Raw genomic sequence first — 19,532 nt, 5'->3', positions numbered from 1 at the left:
TTTAAATTTTAAGCCACAAATGTAATAATCTTCTAATGAAATTTACTTTAGAAAATCAAAATTAATTTCCGAAATTATATCGAAGTGTAAATCCAGATCGAATGTTGGTCAACGGAAAGGAAGTTGAGATTACAGCTTTTGAAAACGAATGATCATAATAAAAGATGGCGGTTAGATTTTTACTAAAAGAATAATCTGCCGTAAGTTTTAGTGACCAAATATTTTGCCCTGCCGCCAACTGATTGTTATTATAGTCTAAATATCGCACCAGGGTTTGATTATTTCGATAGGAAAAATCAGCTTTTATATTAATATCACTTTTTATAATTCCAGTTGGATTATCTGCCAAACGCGAAGAAAAAATCACATCTTTAAAACGATACCCAAGCCCTACGATATACTCAAGCCCTTTTACTTCGGTCAATAAATTATTATCAAAACTCATTGATAAAGCTCTGTCTTTTTTCACTTCTGTCAAAATTCTTAAAGAACCTTTTAGCTCCAAATCTACTCGAAGCAGCGGACTAAATTGTTCTACCAGATTGACATTTGACATGATTGTTTTATTATAAAAATTATAATTTACGTCCTGATTAGTTGGTTTTCCAACATTTTCATCATAGTCAAAATTAGACCTAAATTGATTAATTGTATAGGATGCTCTGTAATTGTGCTGCAATGAAAAACGCTTAAATCGATCTTTGAAAAATTTATAACGCATCAATCCGTTGTATTTTATACTCCAGTTAGGAATAGGAAAACTTTTAAAAATTCCTGTTGAAGCACTAGAAGCGCTACTTCCCGAATAAGCTGCCAAAAAAGACGGCAATAAAACGGCCTGATTGCTTTTTCCAAAACCTACTGGATATCCTTCGTTAGAAGAATAAACCTCTCTTTTCTTTTTATCTGGATCATTATTTGGATCGACAGGATCTGCTGGAATTGGGTTTGCAGCATCACCATATCTCGGAATTGGATTACCCGTACCATAATAATCTTCGGCCAAACGATTTGCAATTACTAGGCGATTTTGTCTAAAATCATCAAATGCCGCCGATTGAATTTCATCACTTTTAGAAAATGCCGTTTTGATCAATACAGTCGAGATAGAAAACATTCCGTATGTGTAAGGCGATAACGGAATATACTCGCCATTTATGACACTATATTGCTCAGATGAATTTTGAGAATACGTCCTATCCATCGTCAAATCGACTTTAAAATCCGGAAACAGATCTATGTTGGTCGTTACTTTTAACAACTTATTATTGACCTGCGTAAAATTCTGATTGAAATTTTCATAATTCGTCAGCCAGCCATTTTTGGCCGCTTCGTAACGCACATCGTCCTGACTACCAAAAACAAATCCTAAATTAGGTTTTGATGTCCCTAAAAAACCTACACCCGGGATATAACCCGGCAAAACTGTTCCGCTATTTTCGGTATAATTTACCTGAATGCTTTTTATACTGGTCAAAACACCAATCACACCATCATAAAATGGGCTCTTTTTGGCCACAGTATTATTATTTGTATTCACCACTTTTTCTCCTGGTTTTGGAGGTGCAGTAGGTTTTGGTTTTGCCGCTTTTTTCTGTCCGGGTGTCAAGCCCAAATATTTGTACAACGTATTCATACTTAAAGTAGTTGTCAATGTATTGGAATTGGCATTCTGAATCGTATTCCCTAAGTTGTAAGCTGTTCCATTTTCATCAACAAACTCTGATAAAGCTGATGATGATCGTTGCCAATTATAATCTGCCGTATATGAATAGGTTGCTTTTACAAAATTGAAAATTGGAATTTTATTAATTGGAATTTCATAATTCAGAATCAATTGTTGGGTATGCTGATTAGGAGTTCCTATATCCCAATAATCATCCCAAATATTAAAATCCTCTTTTGGAGTATTATCATCATTCAAATAATTTTTTACAATATTATTTGATGCTGCGGTATAGTTTAATTTTAAAGATTTAGTCAGATTAAAACCAAAGCCATACTGATAATTAAAAGCAAAATTTCGGCGGTAAAGCGGATCAAGACCAATTCCCTGCACGTCTTCAACCTGTCTAAATTGCTGGCGATTGCTTTGTCTTAAAATATTTGTATTGAATGATATATTTGAAGGCAAATAATTTATATTAAAATCACTCAGCATTTTCCAATACTCGCTTTTCTTCATGAATTTAGTTTCTTTAAAAGGAGCTATTTCTTTTGGCTGAAACGTATATGCATAATTTACTGCCGAATTGGATTGCTCGTCTTCGTAGTTTTCTACTTCATAGTCATGACGCTCTACCTGGTTATACGATTGCGAAAAAGTAAAATTCTCAACATCGTAAACATGTGGTTTTTGTTCCGGCGCTCTGTCTTTTCTAACCCCTATAAAATTGATACTTTTACGTTTGGTATAATCAATTGCTCTGGTTCTGATGTTGTCTTTTTCTGCCTCATCTGTAGTTTCTCTCAACAACTGCTTCAGCTTGATATCCTGATTAAAAGGATCGTATTCCGGCGTTATAATCTCTTCTCCAATAGCATAATTAAACGGCAAATTGATCCCCCATTTTTGAGGCAGCAATTTTCCTAAATTCATATTGGTTACAATGTTGTATTGTTGAATATCTTCACGATCTCTTTCATTTGCACCTTGCTCCAAAGATCCGAAACCAATAGTGCTTTTTTTCCCTGTAGCAGAAACAGTTGCAAAATCGGCCATATTGGTATCGATATTCAAAATAGCAGCCATACCGCCTTTGTTTTCCATGTCGGCCAGACGAAGTTCGTTAAACCAAACCTCCCCTTTTATATCTTTATGGTCTACATTACTTTTTATTCCGACCATTAAATTTCGAACCAGACCAAAATTTGGATTTCCTTTTATACCCAGTCTCAATTTATCATCTCCGTCAGATCCTGTGTCGTCTGGATAATAAATTCCGTCAAGCGGAAGTGTACTAGGATCAATACTCATTGCCTGAATTTTCATTTTGGTTAATAACTCTAAAAGCAAATTTATTTCGTTTTCTTCTGGCCACACCTGCTCCGCACTAATATTACATGCGCCACCTGTAGAAGTCATTTTTAATGGAATTTCGACTTGATAGAAATTCTGTGTAAAATCATTACCAAAACGAATAAAACCGACCATTTCATTATCACCAACAGCAGCTTCTCCTGCTAATGATTCTGCGTGTAAAAACATTTTTAGTTTTTTGTACTGACGCATATCAATACTTACATTTTTAAAAACTGCTCTGGAATCCTGAGGTTGCAGACCATTTCCGGCAACTCTCAAGGCCAATGACTGCTCGTTTTGATTGATTATTGTGTTATTATTATACAATTGTTCTCTTTGTACTCCCGGAGGCGTAACATAGTTTACAGGACATTTTGTATTGTTCTCCTGAATATTTACTGCTTGTACATCAAAATCGGTGTCGTGATCATCTTGATTTACATCCGAAGGATCAAGAGCAGTAGTATATCTTCTCCACTCGCCTCTTACCAGATCTAATGCTCCAAAACGGGCGGTTACCTGCTCGGTAAATCCTGTCATAAACATTCTCATGAATCGAATAGACCTAAAATCTGATATATTTCCAATGACATTCTGAGGTTGCGAAACCGGAATCTTAAATTGAATCCATCTTGCGGTAGTGGTATTTCCGTTAGGCAATTCTACGTCTGAAACTTCTCTGATATCAGTAATATAATTTTGCCCCACATTCATACCTGGTCTCAAATCAATACTATACTCATAATACGCATTGATTGTATTCATTGTATTATCGCGATTAATATCTTCAACATCAGGTAAAGTCGTTGCACCTCTGTTGGCCGCATTTATATCTACAGCAGAGTTGCCATCAAGACCATTATAATTTTTATAGCGCTCCTGAACTCCTCCGTTAGCATTCAAATAATACGTATAATCATCACCTGCGGGATCTGGATCAGAGGCATAATTACCGTAAACAGCTGCTTCTTTAGAATTAGGCAAACCATCAAGTCCGACATCCTGATTGGATCTGTTGCCCGCATTATTATCAAATGCATAAATTAAAGATTGCGAAGCAGGAACATCTCCCCAAAGTGGCCGAGGCGTTACCAATAACTGATCGGGTCCCAGACCGTTCTCATATTGCTTTCTTCCATCTTTTAAAATATCTTCGGAAACTTCACCTAAATTAAAATAAATTTTACCTGTATTGGATGGCTCAGTAGCACCGTTTCCTACATAAGGATCTAAAACCCAAAACTGAATATATTCAACATTACTTTGCTCAAAATTAGTCGAATTTAAAGCTCTCATAATACCACCATATTTTGAAGTAGCCGTTTCACTGCCAAAATTAGGATTATCATTATAAGGCCCTCTGTCTGAAGGATAATAACTCAGATCAAGGGTATTTATAACCTGTATTTGTCCTTGTGCAATGTCTGTATTTGGATATAGTTCTCTGCTGTAAACCCTTCTGGTTGTATTGAATGACAAGTCATCATTTGTAATTCCGGATGGTTTACTGGTATAAAATACAGGATCTATAGAATACCAAGCCAATTTTGCTCTTTTATACCCGTACTCTAAAGTTTCGGATTGCGCATTAAAAGTATTATCTCCAACAGAATTGATATAAGGGGTTGATGCCAGACTCCAGGCAAAAGCAGATCGCATGTCTATAGTCGATTGTGAACCTTCAAAATCATCTACATAAATAGTAGATTCTCCCTGAAAATCTGCTGCTTTTGGGGCGTCAGGTTTTAAGAATGCTATTTCTCCTCTTATCGAAAGATTAGAAGGAACATCTGTATCTATATTTGGTAATTTATTAACCAATCTTGTCAAGAACGGAACCTCTGTAGAGTAATTTCCATTAAAACCAAAAATAGTATTATTTACAGATTCCTGTCCATAACTTGATTTTTGGGTAAAAGGTTTTTCGGTCATTTTTAAATACGTACCCCCAATAACAAAATTATCAGAAATTTTATGTTCGATGTTAAAACCCATAAATCTTCGGGTTTGTTGTCCGAAGATAGAATTATTTTCTAACGAAACCTCTATAGGAGTATTAGACGCCTGAAGTGCAGGATCTAATATCTGAACTCTTCCTAATTGATAATTTACGCTATAATCAACTCCTTCAACCAAAACTCTTCCGCCGGCAGTAACTACAACAGACCCTTGTGGCACGTTGAAAGCTCCAATTGGAATCCCGTCACTACCCGTTGACTTGTATTTACCTCTTAATAAAAATTTATTTTTATCACTATCCTGCAGCGCTCCAGATTGTGTGTTTTTGTACATGTTTCTAAACACATACTTTCTTTGGTTAGCATTATAGGTTGTTGGATCGCTGTAGTTTTCCCCCATTCCGGAGTTCTGCAATTTTTCGAATAACAACTCTCCAAAAGGTTCTTTTCTGGTAAAAATAATTCGCCCATTCTGAGCGTCTACTGTGATCCCCGGAAGATAATCAAAGAAACCGTCTCCCCCAACTTGTGGATCGTTATTGAAATTTAATTTATCCAAATTAAAGACTTTCAATAAGGGCGTTTCTTCTACTTTATTATCTGGCGTTGGGTTTGCCGGAAAAGGACTTCCTGCTACCGGACTAATGTAATTGATAGGAGAGGGATCACTGTAAAGAATATTAAACCTAAAATCTTCAGGTTTGATTTGATACGCTCCCGGGATTTGATAAATATTTTTCATCATCAAATTCCAAACTGGATTTTTGACATTGGTCAAACTGCTTTTAAGCATTTTTAAAATCAAACTCTGCGTAATTACCGCTTGATTATTATTGGCCGTATTTCCTGTTACAACCGTTGCATCAACTCCATCACTACCAAACTCTCCCACTTGAAAAACTTCTCCGCCAATAGTATATTCATACGCAACTGCAAGGATTTCATCATTTGCCAAGCGTTGTTGCAGCGAAATATATCCTAACTGAGGATTAAAAGTAAATTCGTTTGAAGTTAATTTTCTGGCATTTTCTAAGATAGAATAATCGGTTCCTTCGTTAACATTACCATTTGTAAAACCGCTTTTTGCAGTCACAATTTCTCGAATGTTGGCATTCAGAAAACCTCCATTCCCTATTAAATCAGGGTCGTATTTATTATTCGAATTGTCTGTAGGAGAACTAACCGGTTTATTAAAAAACCCTGTAGACGGATTAATAACTACTACTTCTTCGTCTGGAACTCCAGTATATTGTGCCTCTCCCAAATCCTGAAGTGCAATAATATTACGTAAATTATTACTGGTTGTACTTACCCTATTTTGTTTATTGGTCACCCAAACTTCTATTCTGGTAATTTGAACGCGGCTGTCTATAAAAGGATAATTCTTGAGCGATGCATCGTACTTATTTCTAAAATATTGTGATAAGAAAAAGTGTCGGTCATTATCATAATCCAGAGCAAATAAATCAAAATTCTGAATCGTACCGCCTCCTTCTGCAACTACACTTTTGGTCTGTGATTTTTGCTCCGAAAATACTCCTGTAACGGTAGTTCGGCCAAATTGCAACTGGGTTTTTACCCCAAATAAGCTTTGTGCGCCTCGAATCAAGGTACTGTTCAAAGGCATACTTACGTTTCCAACCTCTACTTTCTGAATAATATCATCCTCAGAAGGTGTATATTCTAATTTAAAAAGGTTTTGAAAAGCAAAGGTGGATTGTGTATCATAATTAGCATTTACTGCCAATCGAGTTCCAACTTTCCCCATTAAACTCATACTGATTCTTTGATCAAAATCAAAAGTAAAACTAGAGCGATTTCTTGGAGAAAAAGCGGGATTGTCTTGCTTGGTGTAACGCATTCCTAAATCCATTTCAACAGAACCAGTAGGTTTTACATCAATAGTGTTGCTCCCAAAAATACTTTCAAAAAGGCTGGAATTGATATAATATCGTGGCAATAAATCTTTTTTCGCGTCTTTACTCGCCAATTTTTTACCATCGATTGCGTCTGCTTTTTTTCTAAAATAATCTCTTCGGGATTCTTTCAAAACCAAATCTTCATATTCTTTTGGAGTTAGAATAAGAGGGTAATCTATAGAAAAACCATCAACAGTCGTCGAGTAAATATAACGGTCTGTGATAGGGTCATATTTGTATGCCGAAAGAACACTTTCCGGATTTTTCAATTCAATCTTCCCGACAGAAAACGTTGTTTTTGTTGTATCCTGAGCTGCTTGATTTACTTGTGCCTGCGATGCAAATCCACAAAATAAAAACAACAAGCAAATACAAATTTTATTCATACAAATTTTGTTTCTAAATGATCGTTATAAACTTTTCAAGGCTTTTTTAATGATAGATTCAACCGTAGCTTCTGGATCTTCTTTTACGATTTTCTCTACCACTTTTTCAGAAGTTTTTCTAATAAATCCTAAAACTTCTAAAGCAGATAACGCTTCATCTCTATTTGTATTGTTTTGAACTACAGAAACTTCGTCTAAATCATATAATTTTAAAACTTTTTCTTTTAAATCAAGGATAACTCGCTGTGCAGTTTTGTTGCCGATGCCTTTGATAGATTGAATTACACCTACATCTCCTGATGCAATGGCGTTGATAATTTGTTTTGGCTCCAGCGATGACAACATCGTTCTGGCAATATTGGCTCCGATGCCCGAAACAGAGAGTAACATTCTAAATATCTCTCTTTCAGATTTTTCGACAAAACCAAATAAAGTATGCGCATCTTCTTTTATTAGAAGATGCGTATACAATTTTATAAAATCCGTTTTAGGGATTAAGGAAAAGGTGTGTAAAGATATATTTATGTGATATCCCACTCCTCCACAGTCTATTACAACTTCTGTGGGATTTTTTTCTACCAATTTCCCCTGCAAATGTGCTATCATAGTATAATTTATAGTACCAAATATAATAAAATTGATGTATAATACCACAATTTCATCCGATACTTCGCAGAACTATCCTATTTGGTTGCTTTAATTCTCTTGCTTTCTTTTTCCTGTGCATCAATTACAGCAATAGCAGCCATATTTACCATTTCTTCAACACTTGCGCCCAATTGAAAAACGTGAACTGGTTTGCCCATTCCCATCATGATTGGTCCGATAGAATCTACTTTATAAAGCTCTTTTAGCAATTTATAAGTAATATTTGCAGACTCTAAATTAGGAAAAATCAATGTATTTACTTTTTTTCCTGCCAATTTAGAAAAAGGGAATTTTTCTTGTAACATCTCTGGATTCAAAGCAAAATCTGCCTGAATTTCTCCATCAACAATCAGTTCGGGATGATTTTTATGTAAATAAGATACTGCTTCTCTTACTTTTGCCGCTCCTTCGTGTGTTGAAGATCCAAAATTAGAAAAAGAAACCATCGCCATTACAGGTTCAACACCAAACATTTTAGCTGTTTTAGCGGTCATCAAAGCAATATTGACCAACTCTTGTGAAGATGGATTAATATTGATTGCAGTATCTGATAAAAACATTGGTCCTCTGGCCGTCATCATCATATTTGCTGTGGCAACAATTGAAGCTCCACTTGCTTTCTCTATCAGCTGCAACATTGGTTTTACTACCGAAGGATAACTTCTGGAATGCCCTGTAACCAATGCATCCGCTTCTCCTTCGTTTACCATCATCGCTGCAAAATAATTACGCTCACGCATTATCTTTTGTGAGTCAAGCAACGAAATTCCGCGTCTTTCTCTTGTTTTCCAGTATGAATTGGCAAATCTGTTTCTTCTACCTTCTTCTTCTTTAGTTTTAGGATCAATAATCTCAATATCGGCCTCAAAACCTAACTCTTCTTTAAGCTCCAGAATGATTTCTTTATTTCCTAATAAAATAGGGAATCCGATACCTTCTTCATACACAATTTGAGCTGCTTTCAATACATTCAAATGATCGGCCTCAGCAAAAACAATTTTCTTAGGATCCATTTTTGCACGATTTGTAATCAATCGAACCATTTTATTATCGTTTCCTAAACGCTCCAAAAGCTTGTCTTCGTAAGCTGCCCAATCTGTAATAGGATTTTTTGCAACTCCGGAATCCATAGCTGCTTTTGCAACTGCAGGCGCTACTACCGTAATCAATCTTGGATCAAATGGTTTTGGAATAATGTATTGTCTTCCGAAACCTAATTTTGTTGCTCCATACGCCACATTTACTTGCTCCGGAACTGGTTCTTTTGCTAAAATTGCCAAAGCTTTTACCGCAGCCATTTTCATAGCTTCGTTAATTTTTGTCGCTCTAACATCTAACGCACCTCTAAAAATATATGGAAAACCCAGAACGTTATTCACCTGATTAGGATAATCAGAACGGCCTGTAGCCATAATAACGTCATCACGAGTCGCTATGGCCAGATTATAATCGATTTCAGGATTTGGATTGGCCATTGCAAAAACAATAGGATTATCCGCCATACCTAATAACATTTCTGCAGACATGATATCTCCAGAAGATAATCCTAAGAAAATATCTGCGCCTTTTAATGCTTCTTTCAAATCAACCGAAGGAATATCAACAGCATATTTTAACTGCATTTCTGACAGCGAAGGATTATTTTTTGTCAAAAGTCCTTTGCTGTTAAACATTAAAATATTTTCAACTTTTACGCCTAATAACACATACAAATCAGCACAAGCCAAAGCAGCCGAACCTGCACCGGAAACCACCATTTTTACGTCTTCGGCTTTTTTACCGGCCAATTCAAGAGCGTTTATTAAAGCTGCCGAAGAAATAATTGCCGTACCATGTTGATCGTCATGCATCACCGGAATATCCAGTTCTTCTACCAGTCTTCTTTCAATTTCAAAAGATTCCGGAGCTTTGATATCCTCCAGATTAATACCTCCAAAAGTAGGTGCAATATTTTTTACTGTTTGAATAAATTCTTCAACATCTTTGGTATTTATTTCGATATCAAAAACATCTATATCAGAGAAAATTTTAAACAACAAGCCTTTTCCTTCCATCACTGGTTTAGAAGCTTCAGGACCAATATCACCAAGTCCTAACACTGCTGTACCGTTTGAAATTACGGCAACCAAATTGCCTTTGGCTGTATATTTGTAAACATCATCAATGTTTTTTGCAATCTCTAAACATGGCTCTGCAACACCTGGCGAATAAGCCAATGATAAGTCTCTTTGGGTTGCGTATTTTTTTGTTGGAACTACCTGAATTTTCCCTGGAGTTGGTTCTGAATGATACAGTAACGCTTCTCTTTTTTTATTGTCTTTACTCATTCGTTTTTAGCTTTTATTCTAGCTTACAAAGATAGAAGTCTTGGTTTAAAATGACATGATTTTATACATTTCTTTTCTCAAAAATAACTTTTTAACAAACGAGCAAAAAAAATAGCCCAACATATTTTAGACTATTTTATACATTTTATTTTTACTTTAATTTATTGCGAAATATAAGAGTTTAGATGGTTTATGGTATCTTTTTGAATTTCGATGATCGCTTTTACCACATCACTTATCGAGATGATTCCGACTACGGTTTCTTCATCTTTTACGGGCAAATGTCGAATTCTTTTTGTACTCATAATTTCCATGCAAGTATCAATATTATCCGTAGATTTTATGGTAAAAACATTGCTTTCCATGATTTCACTCACCAAAGTTTCCTTTGATGATTTGTCTTTCAAAACAATTTTTCGAGCATAATCTCTTTCCGATAATATTCCTTTTAGATCAGTACCTTCTATTACTAATATGGCTCCAATATTCTTTTCTCCCATCACCTTCAAGGCTTCATATACAGTTGTCGTTGGCAGTACCGAAAAAACATCTCTTCCTTTTGTGCTTAATATTTGATTTACAGTCATATTTGAAAAATTTTAGAAAGCTAAAGTTAAGAAAAATACCATAAAGAAAACAACCAAAAACTATTAAATAGTTGTTTTTGAATATAATACATCATTTTAGAGAGACAGAAAACATTCTTTTATCAAAAGAAATAAATTTGACTGCTTTTTTAATGAAATCTCAGACTTTTTGACTTTTTTCTAAAACATATACTACTTACAACTACCACTAAGCAAACAATGCCTTAACTACTTGTCCAGATTTAGTGACAGCTTTTAAGATGCATAATTACAGCCACATGGCAGAAACAAATAACCTAAATAAATGCGTTTTTAAGAGTAAAGTTTTGCATACGCCGCCTTGATTTGTGGAATACCACTATTGTAAAGAGATTGCTTCGAATTGAAAATTATCAGCAGAAATAAATTGAGCGAAATGAGGTAGAGATATATAAAGAGCTCTGAAATGAAGCTTTCGAAATTGATATAAAAAAAATATAAAGTGTAGACCATAGGTATATAGGTTCTAAGATTATGCTTACGCTTAAATTTGGTAGTTTTGGATGTGCTAAAGTATACAAAGACTTAACTAATCACTACATTAGTCGATAAAAAGCCTAATTAAACGTTGAATTACAGGTTTTAAGGAGTACAACGCAGGTATTTGTGGAAAAAACATAAATTTTCACTAACAAATGACCAAAAAAAGTCTTACAAATTCTTAATATCTCATCATTTGGTGTTATTTCTTATTAAAAATGTATTTTATATAAAATTAACGCCTTTTTTAATTTAAATGATGAGATAACATATTTAAAGTAATGAAAAAATATTAAACTAATATCTTAAAAAGTAGATTTCAAAAATGTAATATTGCGTTTCAGTCCCTCATATTTGGTTCTTTTGATGGGAGAATTTTTAAAAACAGCCCGAAAAGTTTCTTCCGTAATTTCTTCCCAGTCTTTTTTTGTAAAGGAGAGCAAATCTTGATTTGTATTGAATAAAGGTTCTGAATGAGGTTTTGAAAATCGGTTCCACGGGCAAACATCCTGACAGGTATCACAACCAAACATCCAGTCATCAAATTGTCCTTTCATCTCATAGGGAATATTCTCTTTGAGTTCGATCGTAAAATAAGAAATGCATTTGCTACCATCAACCACATACGGAGCTACAATGGCTTGCGTTGGACATGCGTCTATGCAGGCAGTGCAGGAACCACAATGATCTGTAGTAGCATGGTCGTATTCTAAATCTAAATCTATAATTAGCTCTGCTATAAAATAAAAAGAGCCTACTTTTTGGGTCAATAAATTACTGTTTTTACCTCTCCAACCCAAGCCACTTTTGGCCGCCCAGGCCTTGTCTAAAACGGGAGCAGAATCAACAAAAGCACGCCCAGAAACTTCACCAATATTTTCATTAATAGAATGCAGAAATTCTTTTAATTTTTCTTTGATAACAAAATGATAATCCTGCCCGTAGGCATATTTTGAAATCTTAAAGCTCTCTTCATTTTGCATCTCTGATGGATAATAATTCAACAAAAGTGAGACCACACTTTTAGCATCATCAACAAGCAAAGTTGGATCTAAACGTTTATCAAAATTATTTTCCATGTAAGTCATTTGGCCGTGATAATTATTATTGAGCCATTTTTCTAAACGTGGTGCTTCTTCTTCTAAAAAGCCAGCTTTCGATATCCCACAAGAAAGAAAACCAAGCCTTTTTGCCTCGGATTTTATGAATTTTGAATGATCACTTTTTTGGGAAATGAGGGTCATCTTTTAGAAAATATAACTTGTGCTCCTACCGGCTTTAAAGTTATCAAAGGATTAAGTTGGAGATCGGCTCCTGTAGCCTTTATTTCGTAATTTTTTACAAGATAGAAAAGTGTCAAACACATTTCGTAAATAGCAAATCCAACTCCGATGCACATTCTGGGACCCGCACCAAAAGGATAAAAATATTGCATCGATTCCTTTTTTTGCTCTCCCAAAAATCGTTCTGGATTAAATTCCTCCGGGTTTTTCCAGTATTTAGGATTTCTGTGTAATTCATAAAAAGAAACACCAATCAAAGTTGCTTTTAATAAATTATAATCTCCAATACTATCATCAGAAACATTCTCCCTATCCACAATCCAGGCAGGCGGATACAGCCTCATAGATTCGTTTAAAACAGCATTTATATACGTCATTTTTTGCAATCTGTCGACAACATTATCTGTTTCTGCTTCTATTTGATGGATTTCCTGTAAAATTTTATGCTGAATTTCCGGATGCTTAGCCAAAAGATAAAGTGTAAAAGTCATCGCATTGGCAGTTGTCTCGTGACCGGCTATAAACAAAATTTTGATTTCATCAATCAATTGATTTACCGACATTCCTTCGCCTGTATCTTCATATCGAGTTTCTAAAAGCATATTCAGCAAATCATTTACTTCTTGTTTTGAGGCTACTCTTTCCTCTACAATTTCCTTGATAATCTGATTGCTTTCTAAAGCCAGTAAACGATGTTTTTTTACCTGACCACTTAATGAAAACCACCACGCTTTATGAGGAAGACGTATTTCTTTGACTAAGAAATTTTGAACTTCTTCGATAATAAATTTTAATCGATCAAACTTGTTTTCTGCTGTCGAAATTTTAAATAAAGACTTTGCCACAACATCAAAAGCCAATTGACTCATTATAACAAAAAGATCAACAGGCTCATCCTTTGTCAAAAATGCTAATTCATTAGCAATGATAACTTCCATATTTTCGACTAGCTGATTCATTTTCTGTTTATGAAAAGCAGGCTGAATCAAACGTCTTTGTTTTAACCAGAAGTCACCATTGGCGGTCAAAAGCCCTTGTCCTAAATATTTTGAAAGATAAACCGTCTGGATTTGAGATTTCTGATAATTTTTTTGATTTTTTTGTAAAATATATTGGGCAACATCATTATCTCTTGATAATATTACATGTTTCGTTCTCCCTATTTTGATAGAAAAAGAATCACCCAATTTATCGAAATACTTTTTATGAAATGGAATTGGATTACGACGAATTCCTTCTGCATCTAAAAAGAATTTAGCTATTGAAAGTTTAGGCGGATACGTATATTTTTTATTTTCTAACATTCTAAATTATTAAAATAATCCGCCTTGAATATTGGTGTTTATTTTGCCCAAATGTTTATAAGCTTTATCGGTAACTTCGCGTCCTCGGGGCGTTCGCATAATAAATCCCTCCTGAATTAAGAATGGTTCATAAACTTCTTCGATAGTCTCGCTACTCTCAGAAACTGCTGTTGCCAAAGTAGAAAGTCCAACAGGACCTCCTTTAAACTTATTAATAATCGTTAATAAAATTTTATTATCCATTTCGTCAAGACCGTGCGCATCTACATTAAGCGCTTTTAAAGCATAACGTGCAATCTCGATATCTATAGTTCCATTTCCTTTAATTTGTGCAAAATCACGTACTCTTCGCAACAATGCATTAGCAATACGAGGTGTTCCACGGCTGCGTCCTGCAATTTCGATAGCAGCATCAAGTGAAATCGGCATTTTTAGTATGGATGCACTTCTTTCTACAATTGTAGTTAGAAGCTCTGTAGTATAATATTGCAAACGTGAAGAAATACCAAAACGCGCACGCATAGGAGCAGTTAATAATCCCGAACGAGTTGTTGCCCCAATAAGTGTAAAAGGATTTAAGTTAATTTGAACGGTTCTGGCATTAGGCCCAGATTCGATCATAATATCAATTTTAAAATCTTCCATTGCAGAATATAAATATTCTTCTACAATAGGACTTAAACGATGAATCTCGTCTATAAATAATACATCTCTCTCTTCAAGATTAGTCAGTAATCCTGCTAAATCACCGGGTTTATCTAAAACAGGACCAGAAGTAATTTTAATTCCAACTTCAAGTTCATTGGCCAAAATATTAGCCAAAGTGGTTTTTCCTAAACCAGGAGGCCCATGAAACAAAGTGTGATCAAGCGCTTCACCACGTTGATTGGCTGCTGCTACAAAAACTTTCAAATTCTCCAAAACCTGATCTTGCCCTGCAAAATCATCAAATGATAGTGGACGTAATCTTTTTTCGAGATCTAATTCTTCCGGATTGTATCCTTTTGCAGTAGGATCTAGATTTTCATTCATCTTACAAAGATATACAAACTAATCAGTTTGTAAAACATGAAATTTAGACATCGTAAACTTTAACTAAAACAAAAAAGACTATCATTACTGACAGTCTTTTCTATATTTTTTTAGTGATGTAAAACTTCTTCACCTTCTTTCATTGGTACATTTTGCGGTACAAAATCTACATCATGATTTGGATTACTATAATCGTAAGGCCAACGGTGTACGTGAGGAATTTCTCCCGGCCAGTTACCGTGAATGTGCTCTACAGGAGTAGTCCATTCTAAAGTTGTAGATCTCCAAGGATTTTGAACTGCTTTTTTACCATAGAAAATACTACTGAAAAAGTTGTACAAAAATACTAATTGGAAAGCTCCACCTATTAAAGCGAATGTAGTAATTAAAACATTCACATTTTGTAAATCATCAAATAATGGGAAGTTTGTATTGGTATAGTAACGTCTTGGCAAACCAGCTAATCCGATAAAGTGCATTGGAAAAAATACTCCGTAAGCACAAACTGCTGTTACCCAAAAGTGAATATAACCTAGATTCTTATTCAACATTCTTCCGTACATTTTAGGAAACCAATGGTAAATTCCACCAAACATTCCGTAAAGTGCAGAGATACCCATTACAAGGTGAAAGTGAGCAATTACAAAATAAGTATCATGAACATTAATATCTAAAGTACTATCTCCTAAAATGATTCCAGTTAAACCTCCAGTGATGAAAGTTGAAACCATTCCGATTGAGAATAACATAGCAGGATTGAATTGTAGGTTACCCTTCCATAAAGTTGTGATCCAGTTGAACGCTTTTACAGCAGACGGAATTGCAATCAATAAAGTAGTAAAAGTAAATACAGATCCTAAGAAAGGATTCATACCTGAAATAAACATGTGGTGACCCCAAACAATTGTAGATAAAAATGCAATTGCAAGAACCGACATGATCATCGCTCTATATCCGAAAATTGGTTTACGAGAATTCGTAGCCATAATCTCAGAAACTAGACCCATTGCTGGCAAAATTACAATATAAACCTCAGGATGTCCTAAGAACCAAAATAAGTGTTCGAATAAAACTGGCGAACCACCCTGGTAGTGTAAAACCTCTCCTGCAATATAAATATCAGATAAGAAGAAAGAAGTACCAAAACTTCTGTCAAAAATCAATAATAAGGCAGCAGACAATAAAACTGGGAACGAAATAACACCAATAATAGCAGTTACAAAAAACGTCCAGATTGTTAATGGAAGTCTGGTCATAGACATTCCTTTAGTTCTTAAATTGATAACCGTAACAATGTAATTTAAAGATCCCATTAATGAAGATGCAATAAAAATAGCCATCGAAACTAACCATAAAGTCATACCGGTTCCAGAACCTGGAATTGCTTGTGGTAAAGCACTTAAAGGAGGATAAATTGTCCAACCCGCAGAAGCCGGTCCTGCTTCGACAAACAATGAAGCCACCATGATAACAGCAGATAAGAAAAATAACCAATATGAAATCATGTTCATGAAACCTGATGCCATATCTCGTGCTCCAATTTGAAGAGGAATAAGCAAATTACTAAAAGTACCACTTAGACCAGCAGTCAATACAAAGAATACCATGATGGTACCATGTATGGTAACCAAAGCCAAATAAATATCGTTGGCCATTACACCATTTGGTGCAAATTTATCTCCTAATAATACATTAAAAATTTTGAAAGACTCTTCAGGCCAAGCCAATTGCATTCTAAAAAGCAAAGACATTGCAATACCTATGATTCCCATAATAATACCTGTAATCAAGTATTGTTTAGCAATCATTTTGTGATCAATACTAAAGATATATTTAGTAATGAAAGTCTCTTTATGATGATGTTCGTGCTCGTGATCGTGTCCGTGATCGTGTGCTTCTGCTGACATATATGTATACTTTAAATTTTCTTAATAAATATTATTTCATCGCTACTTTAGCCACAACTGCCTTAACAGTATCGATAACTGCTTTTACAGTATCATTTACAGCACTAGTACTATCTTTCGTTGATTCAGCTCCTTCAGCTGTTTTTTCTGCAGCTGCTGCAGCTTTGATATCCTGAGATAATGTAGTTTTCTCGCTCAACCATTTTTTGTATTCTGCCGGAGAATCAACCACAATTTTCATTTGCATGTTGTAATGCGATGCACCACAAATTTTATTACATAATAATAAATAATCAAATGTATAAGGATCTAAAGCCGTTCCGCCTTGTGCAACTAATTCAGCACTTTTTACAGCTCTAATTTTGTTGATGTTTGCTATTTTTTCAACCATAAAAGGCAACTCTCTGTATTCTGCAGTTGTATAAGTTGGAATAAAAGCAAATTCAGTTACCATACCAGGAACACAGTTCATTTGCGCTCTAAAATGAGGCATGTAAGCTGAGTGTAATACATCTTGAGAACGCATTTTGAAATGTACTTTTTTTCCTTTCGGAATATGCAATTCAGAAACAATAATATCATCCTGAGCGTTAGGATCAGACATATCAACACCTAAAGTATTGATACCTTCAATCAAACGAACATTTGCTTTTCCTAATACGTTATCTTGGCCTGCATATCTTGCTGTCCATTTAAATTGTTGTGCGTATAATTCGATTTCAATAACATCTTCATCTTTATCAACAAACATAATGTTATTCCAAGCATATAGCCCGTAAAGAATCAAAACTGCTAAAACAACTGAAGGGATAATACTCCAAATTGCTTCTAATTTATTACTATCAGCAAAAAACAATGCTTTTTTATCTTTATTCCCTTTATATTTAAAAGAAAACCAATATAGTAAACCTTGCGTAATAATTTGAACTGTAAAGATTAATACCCAAGTAATATTCATCAAACTGTCTACTAAAGAACCATGCTCTGAAGCTGGAGTATGAAGTGCTAAATTACCCCATTTTAATAAACCATAAATTGTAAATATATATATAAAGGCCAAAAACCCGAACATAATATATCCCTGAACATTATTATCATTATCTGATGCAACTTGTGAATCGTCCGAAGAAGATCCTACTTGAGTAAGATCAAAAATCTTGGTCAATTGCCACAAAGCAACTGCTAATAAAACTAAAACTATAATTACCAACAAACTTGTCATCTGTTTATTTCTTTAAATATTAATAATGAAAATGTTTACTTTCTTCTATAAAAGGATTTCTTTTTGCCAACAAAGGAGATTTAGTCAATGCTGTGAAAACAACAAAAATAAACAAACCTAGGAAGAAAAGAATAGATGCAATTTCAGAAACTCCAATGAACCATTTATCTCCAACTGTACCCGGCATAATCATATTAAAGAAATCAACATAATGACCTAATAGAATAACAATACCAGCCATTACAATAACCCAACTAATACGTTTGAAATCTGTATTAATTAATATCAATAATGGGAATACAAAATTCATCACGACAGCACCAAAGAAAGGCAAGTTGTATAATTGAATTCTTGTGACAAAATAAGTAACCTCTTCAGGAATATTTGCGTACCAGATCAACATAAATTGAGAGAACCATAAATATGTCCAAAATACACTAATCCCAAACATAAATTTAGCTAAATCGTGAATGTGACTTGTATTTACATATTCTAAATATCCTTTAGATTTTAAGTATATAGTAACCAAAGCGATTGTCGTAATACCACTTACAAAGAAAGAAGCAAATACATACCAACCAAATAATGTACTGAACCAATGTGGATCAAAAGACATAATCCAGTCCCAAGACATAATAGATTCAGAAACAATAAAGAAAACTAAAAATCCAGCAGATTGTTTGAAATTCTTTTTATAGTTTAAATCGTCATTAGCTTCATCCTGAGCCAAACAATTTTTTCTAGAATAGTAACGATATAAGTTCCATCCTAATAAAAATATTGCAGCTCTAGCGATCCAAAACGGAAAATTTAAATAACCCGCTTTACCAGCAATAATAGCATCATAATGCTCACTCTTAGGATCTGTAACTCCTTCACCCAACCATACAAAAATATGATTTAAGTGTAATCCACAAAGTACCAGAATAATAAAGAAGATCAAAGAACCAACAGGCAAATAAGCTGTAATACCCTGCATAACTCTAAAAAGTACCGGAGACCAACCTGCTTGAGCTACTTGCTGAATAGCATAAAATGCCAAAACACCCATAGAAAGCAACAAGAAGAAAATACAAGCAACATACAACGCAGACCAAGGTTTGTTTTGTAATTGGTGTAAAACGTGAGTTAAATGTTCTTTGTTTTCATCCTTAGCGCCAAATTTTGCGTGCTCTCCACCTTCGTGTGATTCATGCTCGGTAACAGCAACTTCGTGATGACCTGCTGCTTCTTTATGCGAAGTCTCTGCTGTCTCTCCGTGAGCAGCACCGTGTCCGCCATTTGCATCTGCAGCTAGTAATTTTTCAACTTCTTGAATATCTTTAGGAGCACTTAAAAAACCATACCCAATTCCTAATATACCAACGGCCATTAGAATGATAGAAAAAGTTTTTAATTTACTTGAAAATGTATACATA

Annotated in this window: 10 protein-coding genes; all 10 read right to left on the bottom strand. The window is 34.6% G+C overall.

Annotated elements, in window-relative coordinates:
* Window positions 1-61: 61 nt before the first annotated feature.
* Window positions 62-7,285: a T9SS outer membrane translocon Sov/SprA gene (sov, locus tag J3495_RS00445; protein ID WP_210664592.1), complete on the bottom strand. Its 7,224-nt coding sequence runs from the start codon at window positions 7,283-7,285 to the stop codon at window positions 62-64.
* Window positions 7,286-7,309: 24 nt separating this feature from the next.
* Complete coding sequence (gene ruvA, locus J3495_RS00440) at window positions 7,310-7,891, bottom strand: Holliday junction branch migration protein RuvA (RefSeq protein ID WP_210664591.1); 582 nt, start codon at window positions 7,889-7,891, stop codon at window positions 7,310-7,312.
* A 77-nt stretch (window positions 7,892-7,968) separates the two neighbouring features.
* Entirely contained in the window at window positions 7,969-10,260 is a 2,292-nt protein-coding gene (locus J3495_RS00435) for an NADP-dependent malic enzyme (protein WP_210664590.1), read from the bottom strand.
* 161 nt (window positions 10,261-10,421) lie between these two features.
* Window positions 10,422-10,847, bottom strand: coding sequence for a CBS domain-containing protein (locus tag J3495_RS00430; RefSeq protein WP_210664589.1), 426 nt, complete (start codon window positions 10,845-10,847; stop codon window positions 10,422-10,424).
* Between the two features lie 824 nt (window positions 10,848-11,671).
* Entirely contained in the window at window positions 11,672-12,610 is a 939-nt protein-coding gene (queG, locus tag J3495_RS00425; protein WP_210664588.1) for a tRNA epoxyqueuosine(34) reductase QueG, read from the bottom strand.
* Window positions 12,607-13,953, bottom strand: a complete 1,347-nt coding sequence (locus J3495_RS00420) for a cytochrome P450 (protein WP_210664587.1) — start codon at window positions 13,951-13,953, stop codon at window positions 12,607-12,609. Before J3495_RS00420 ends, queG begins: the two co-directional genes overlap by 4 nt.
* Window positions 13,954-13,962: 9 nt before the next feature.
* Window positions 13,963-14,985, bottom strand: coding sequence for a Holliday junction branch migration DNA helicase RuvB (gene ruvB / locus J3495_RS00415; protein WP_210664586.1), 1,023 nt, complete (start codon window positions 14,983-14,985; stop codon window positions 13,963-13,965).
* Window positions 14,986-15,095: 110 nt separating this feature from the next.
* Window positions 15,096-16,892, bottom strand: a complete 1,797-nt coding sequence (locus J3495_RS00410; RefSeq protein WP_210664585.1) for a cytochrome c oxidase subunit I — start codon at window positions 16,890-16,892, stop codon at window positions 15,096-15,098.
* Between the two features lie 31 nt (window positions 16,893-16,923).
* Window positions 16,924-18,114, bottom strand: a complete 1,191-nt coding sequence (locus tag J3495_RS00405; RefSeq protein WP_210664584.1) for a cytochrome c oxidase subunit II — start codon at window positions 18,112-18,114, stop codon at window positions 16,924-16,926.
* Window positions 18,115-18,133: 19 nt separating this feature from the next.
* Complete coding sequence (locus J3495_RS00400) at window positions 18,134-19,531, bottom strand: cation-translocating P-type ATPase (protein WP_210664583.1); 1,398 nt, start codon at window positions 19,529-19,531, stop codon at window positions 18,134-18,136.
* Window position 19,532: the final 1 nt, after the last annotated feature.

The organism is Flavobacterium geliluteum (genome assembly GCF_017948595.1).
GTDB classification, from domain to species: domain Bacteria; phylum Bacteroidota; class Bacteroidia; order Flavobacteriales; family Flavobacteriaceae; genus Flavobacterium; species Flavobacterium flavipigmentatum.
This window is presented reverse-complemented; position numbering and strand designations above follow the sequence as displayed.

Excerpts from the sequence above, each read along its gene's own strand:
- J3495_RS00435 (WP_210664590.1), bottom strand. The coding sequence starts at position 10,260 with ATGAGTAAAGACAATAAAAAAAGAGAAGCGTTACTGTATCATTCAGAA.
- J3495_RS00420 (WP_210664587.1), bottom strand. The coding sequence starts at position 13,953 with ATGTTAGAAAATAAAAAATATACGTATCCGCCTAAACTTTCAATAGCT.
- ruvA (WP_210664591.1), bottom strand. The coding sequence starts at position 7,891 with ATGATAGCACATTTGCAGGGGAAATTGGTAGAAAAAAATCCCACAGAA.
- sov (WP_210664592.1), bottom strand. The coding sequence starts at position 7,285 with ATGAATAAAATTTGTATTTGCTTGTTGTTTTTATTTTGTGGATTTGCA.
- ruvB (WP_210664586.1), bottom strand. The coding sequence starts at position 14,985 with ATGAATGAAAATCTAGATCCTACTGCAAAAGGATACAATCCGGAAGAA.
- J3495_RS00430 (WP_210664589.1), bottom strand. The coding sequence starts at position 10,847 with ATGACTGTAAATCAAATATTAAGCACAAAAGGAAGAGATGTTTTTTCG.
- J3495_RS00405 (WP_210664584.1), bottom strand. The coding sequence starts at position 18,114 with ATGACAAGTTTGTTGGTAATTATAGTTTTAGTTTTATTAGCAGTTGCT.
- J3495_RS00410 (WP_210664585.1), bottom strand. The coding sequence starts at position 16,892 with ATGTCAGCAGAAGCACACGATCACGGACACGATCACGAGCACGAACAT.
- J3495_RS00400 (WP_210664583.1), bottom strand. The coding sequence starts at position 19,531 with ATGTATACATTTTCAAGTAAATTAAAAACTTTTTCTATCATTCTAATG.
- queG (WP_210664588.1), bottom strand. The coding sequence starts at position 12,610 with ATGACCCTCATTTCCCAAAAAAGTGATCATTCAAAATTCATAAAATCC.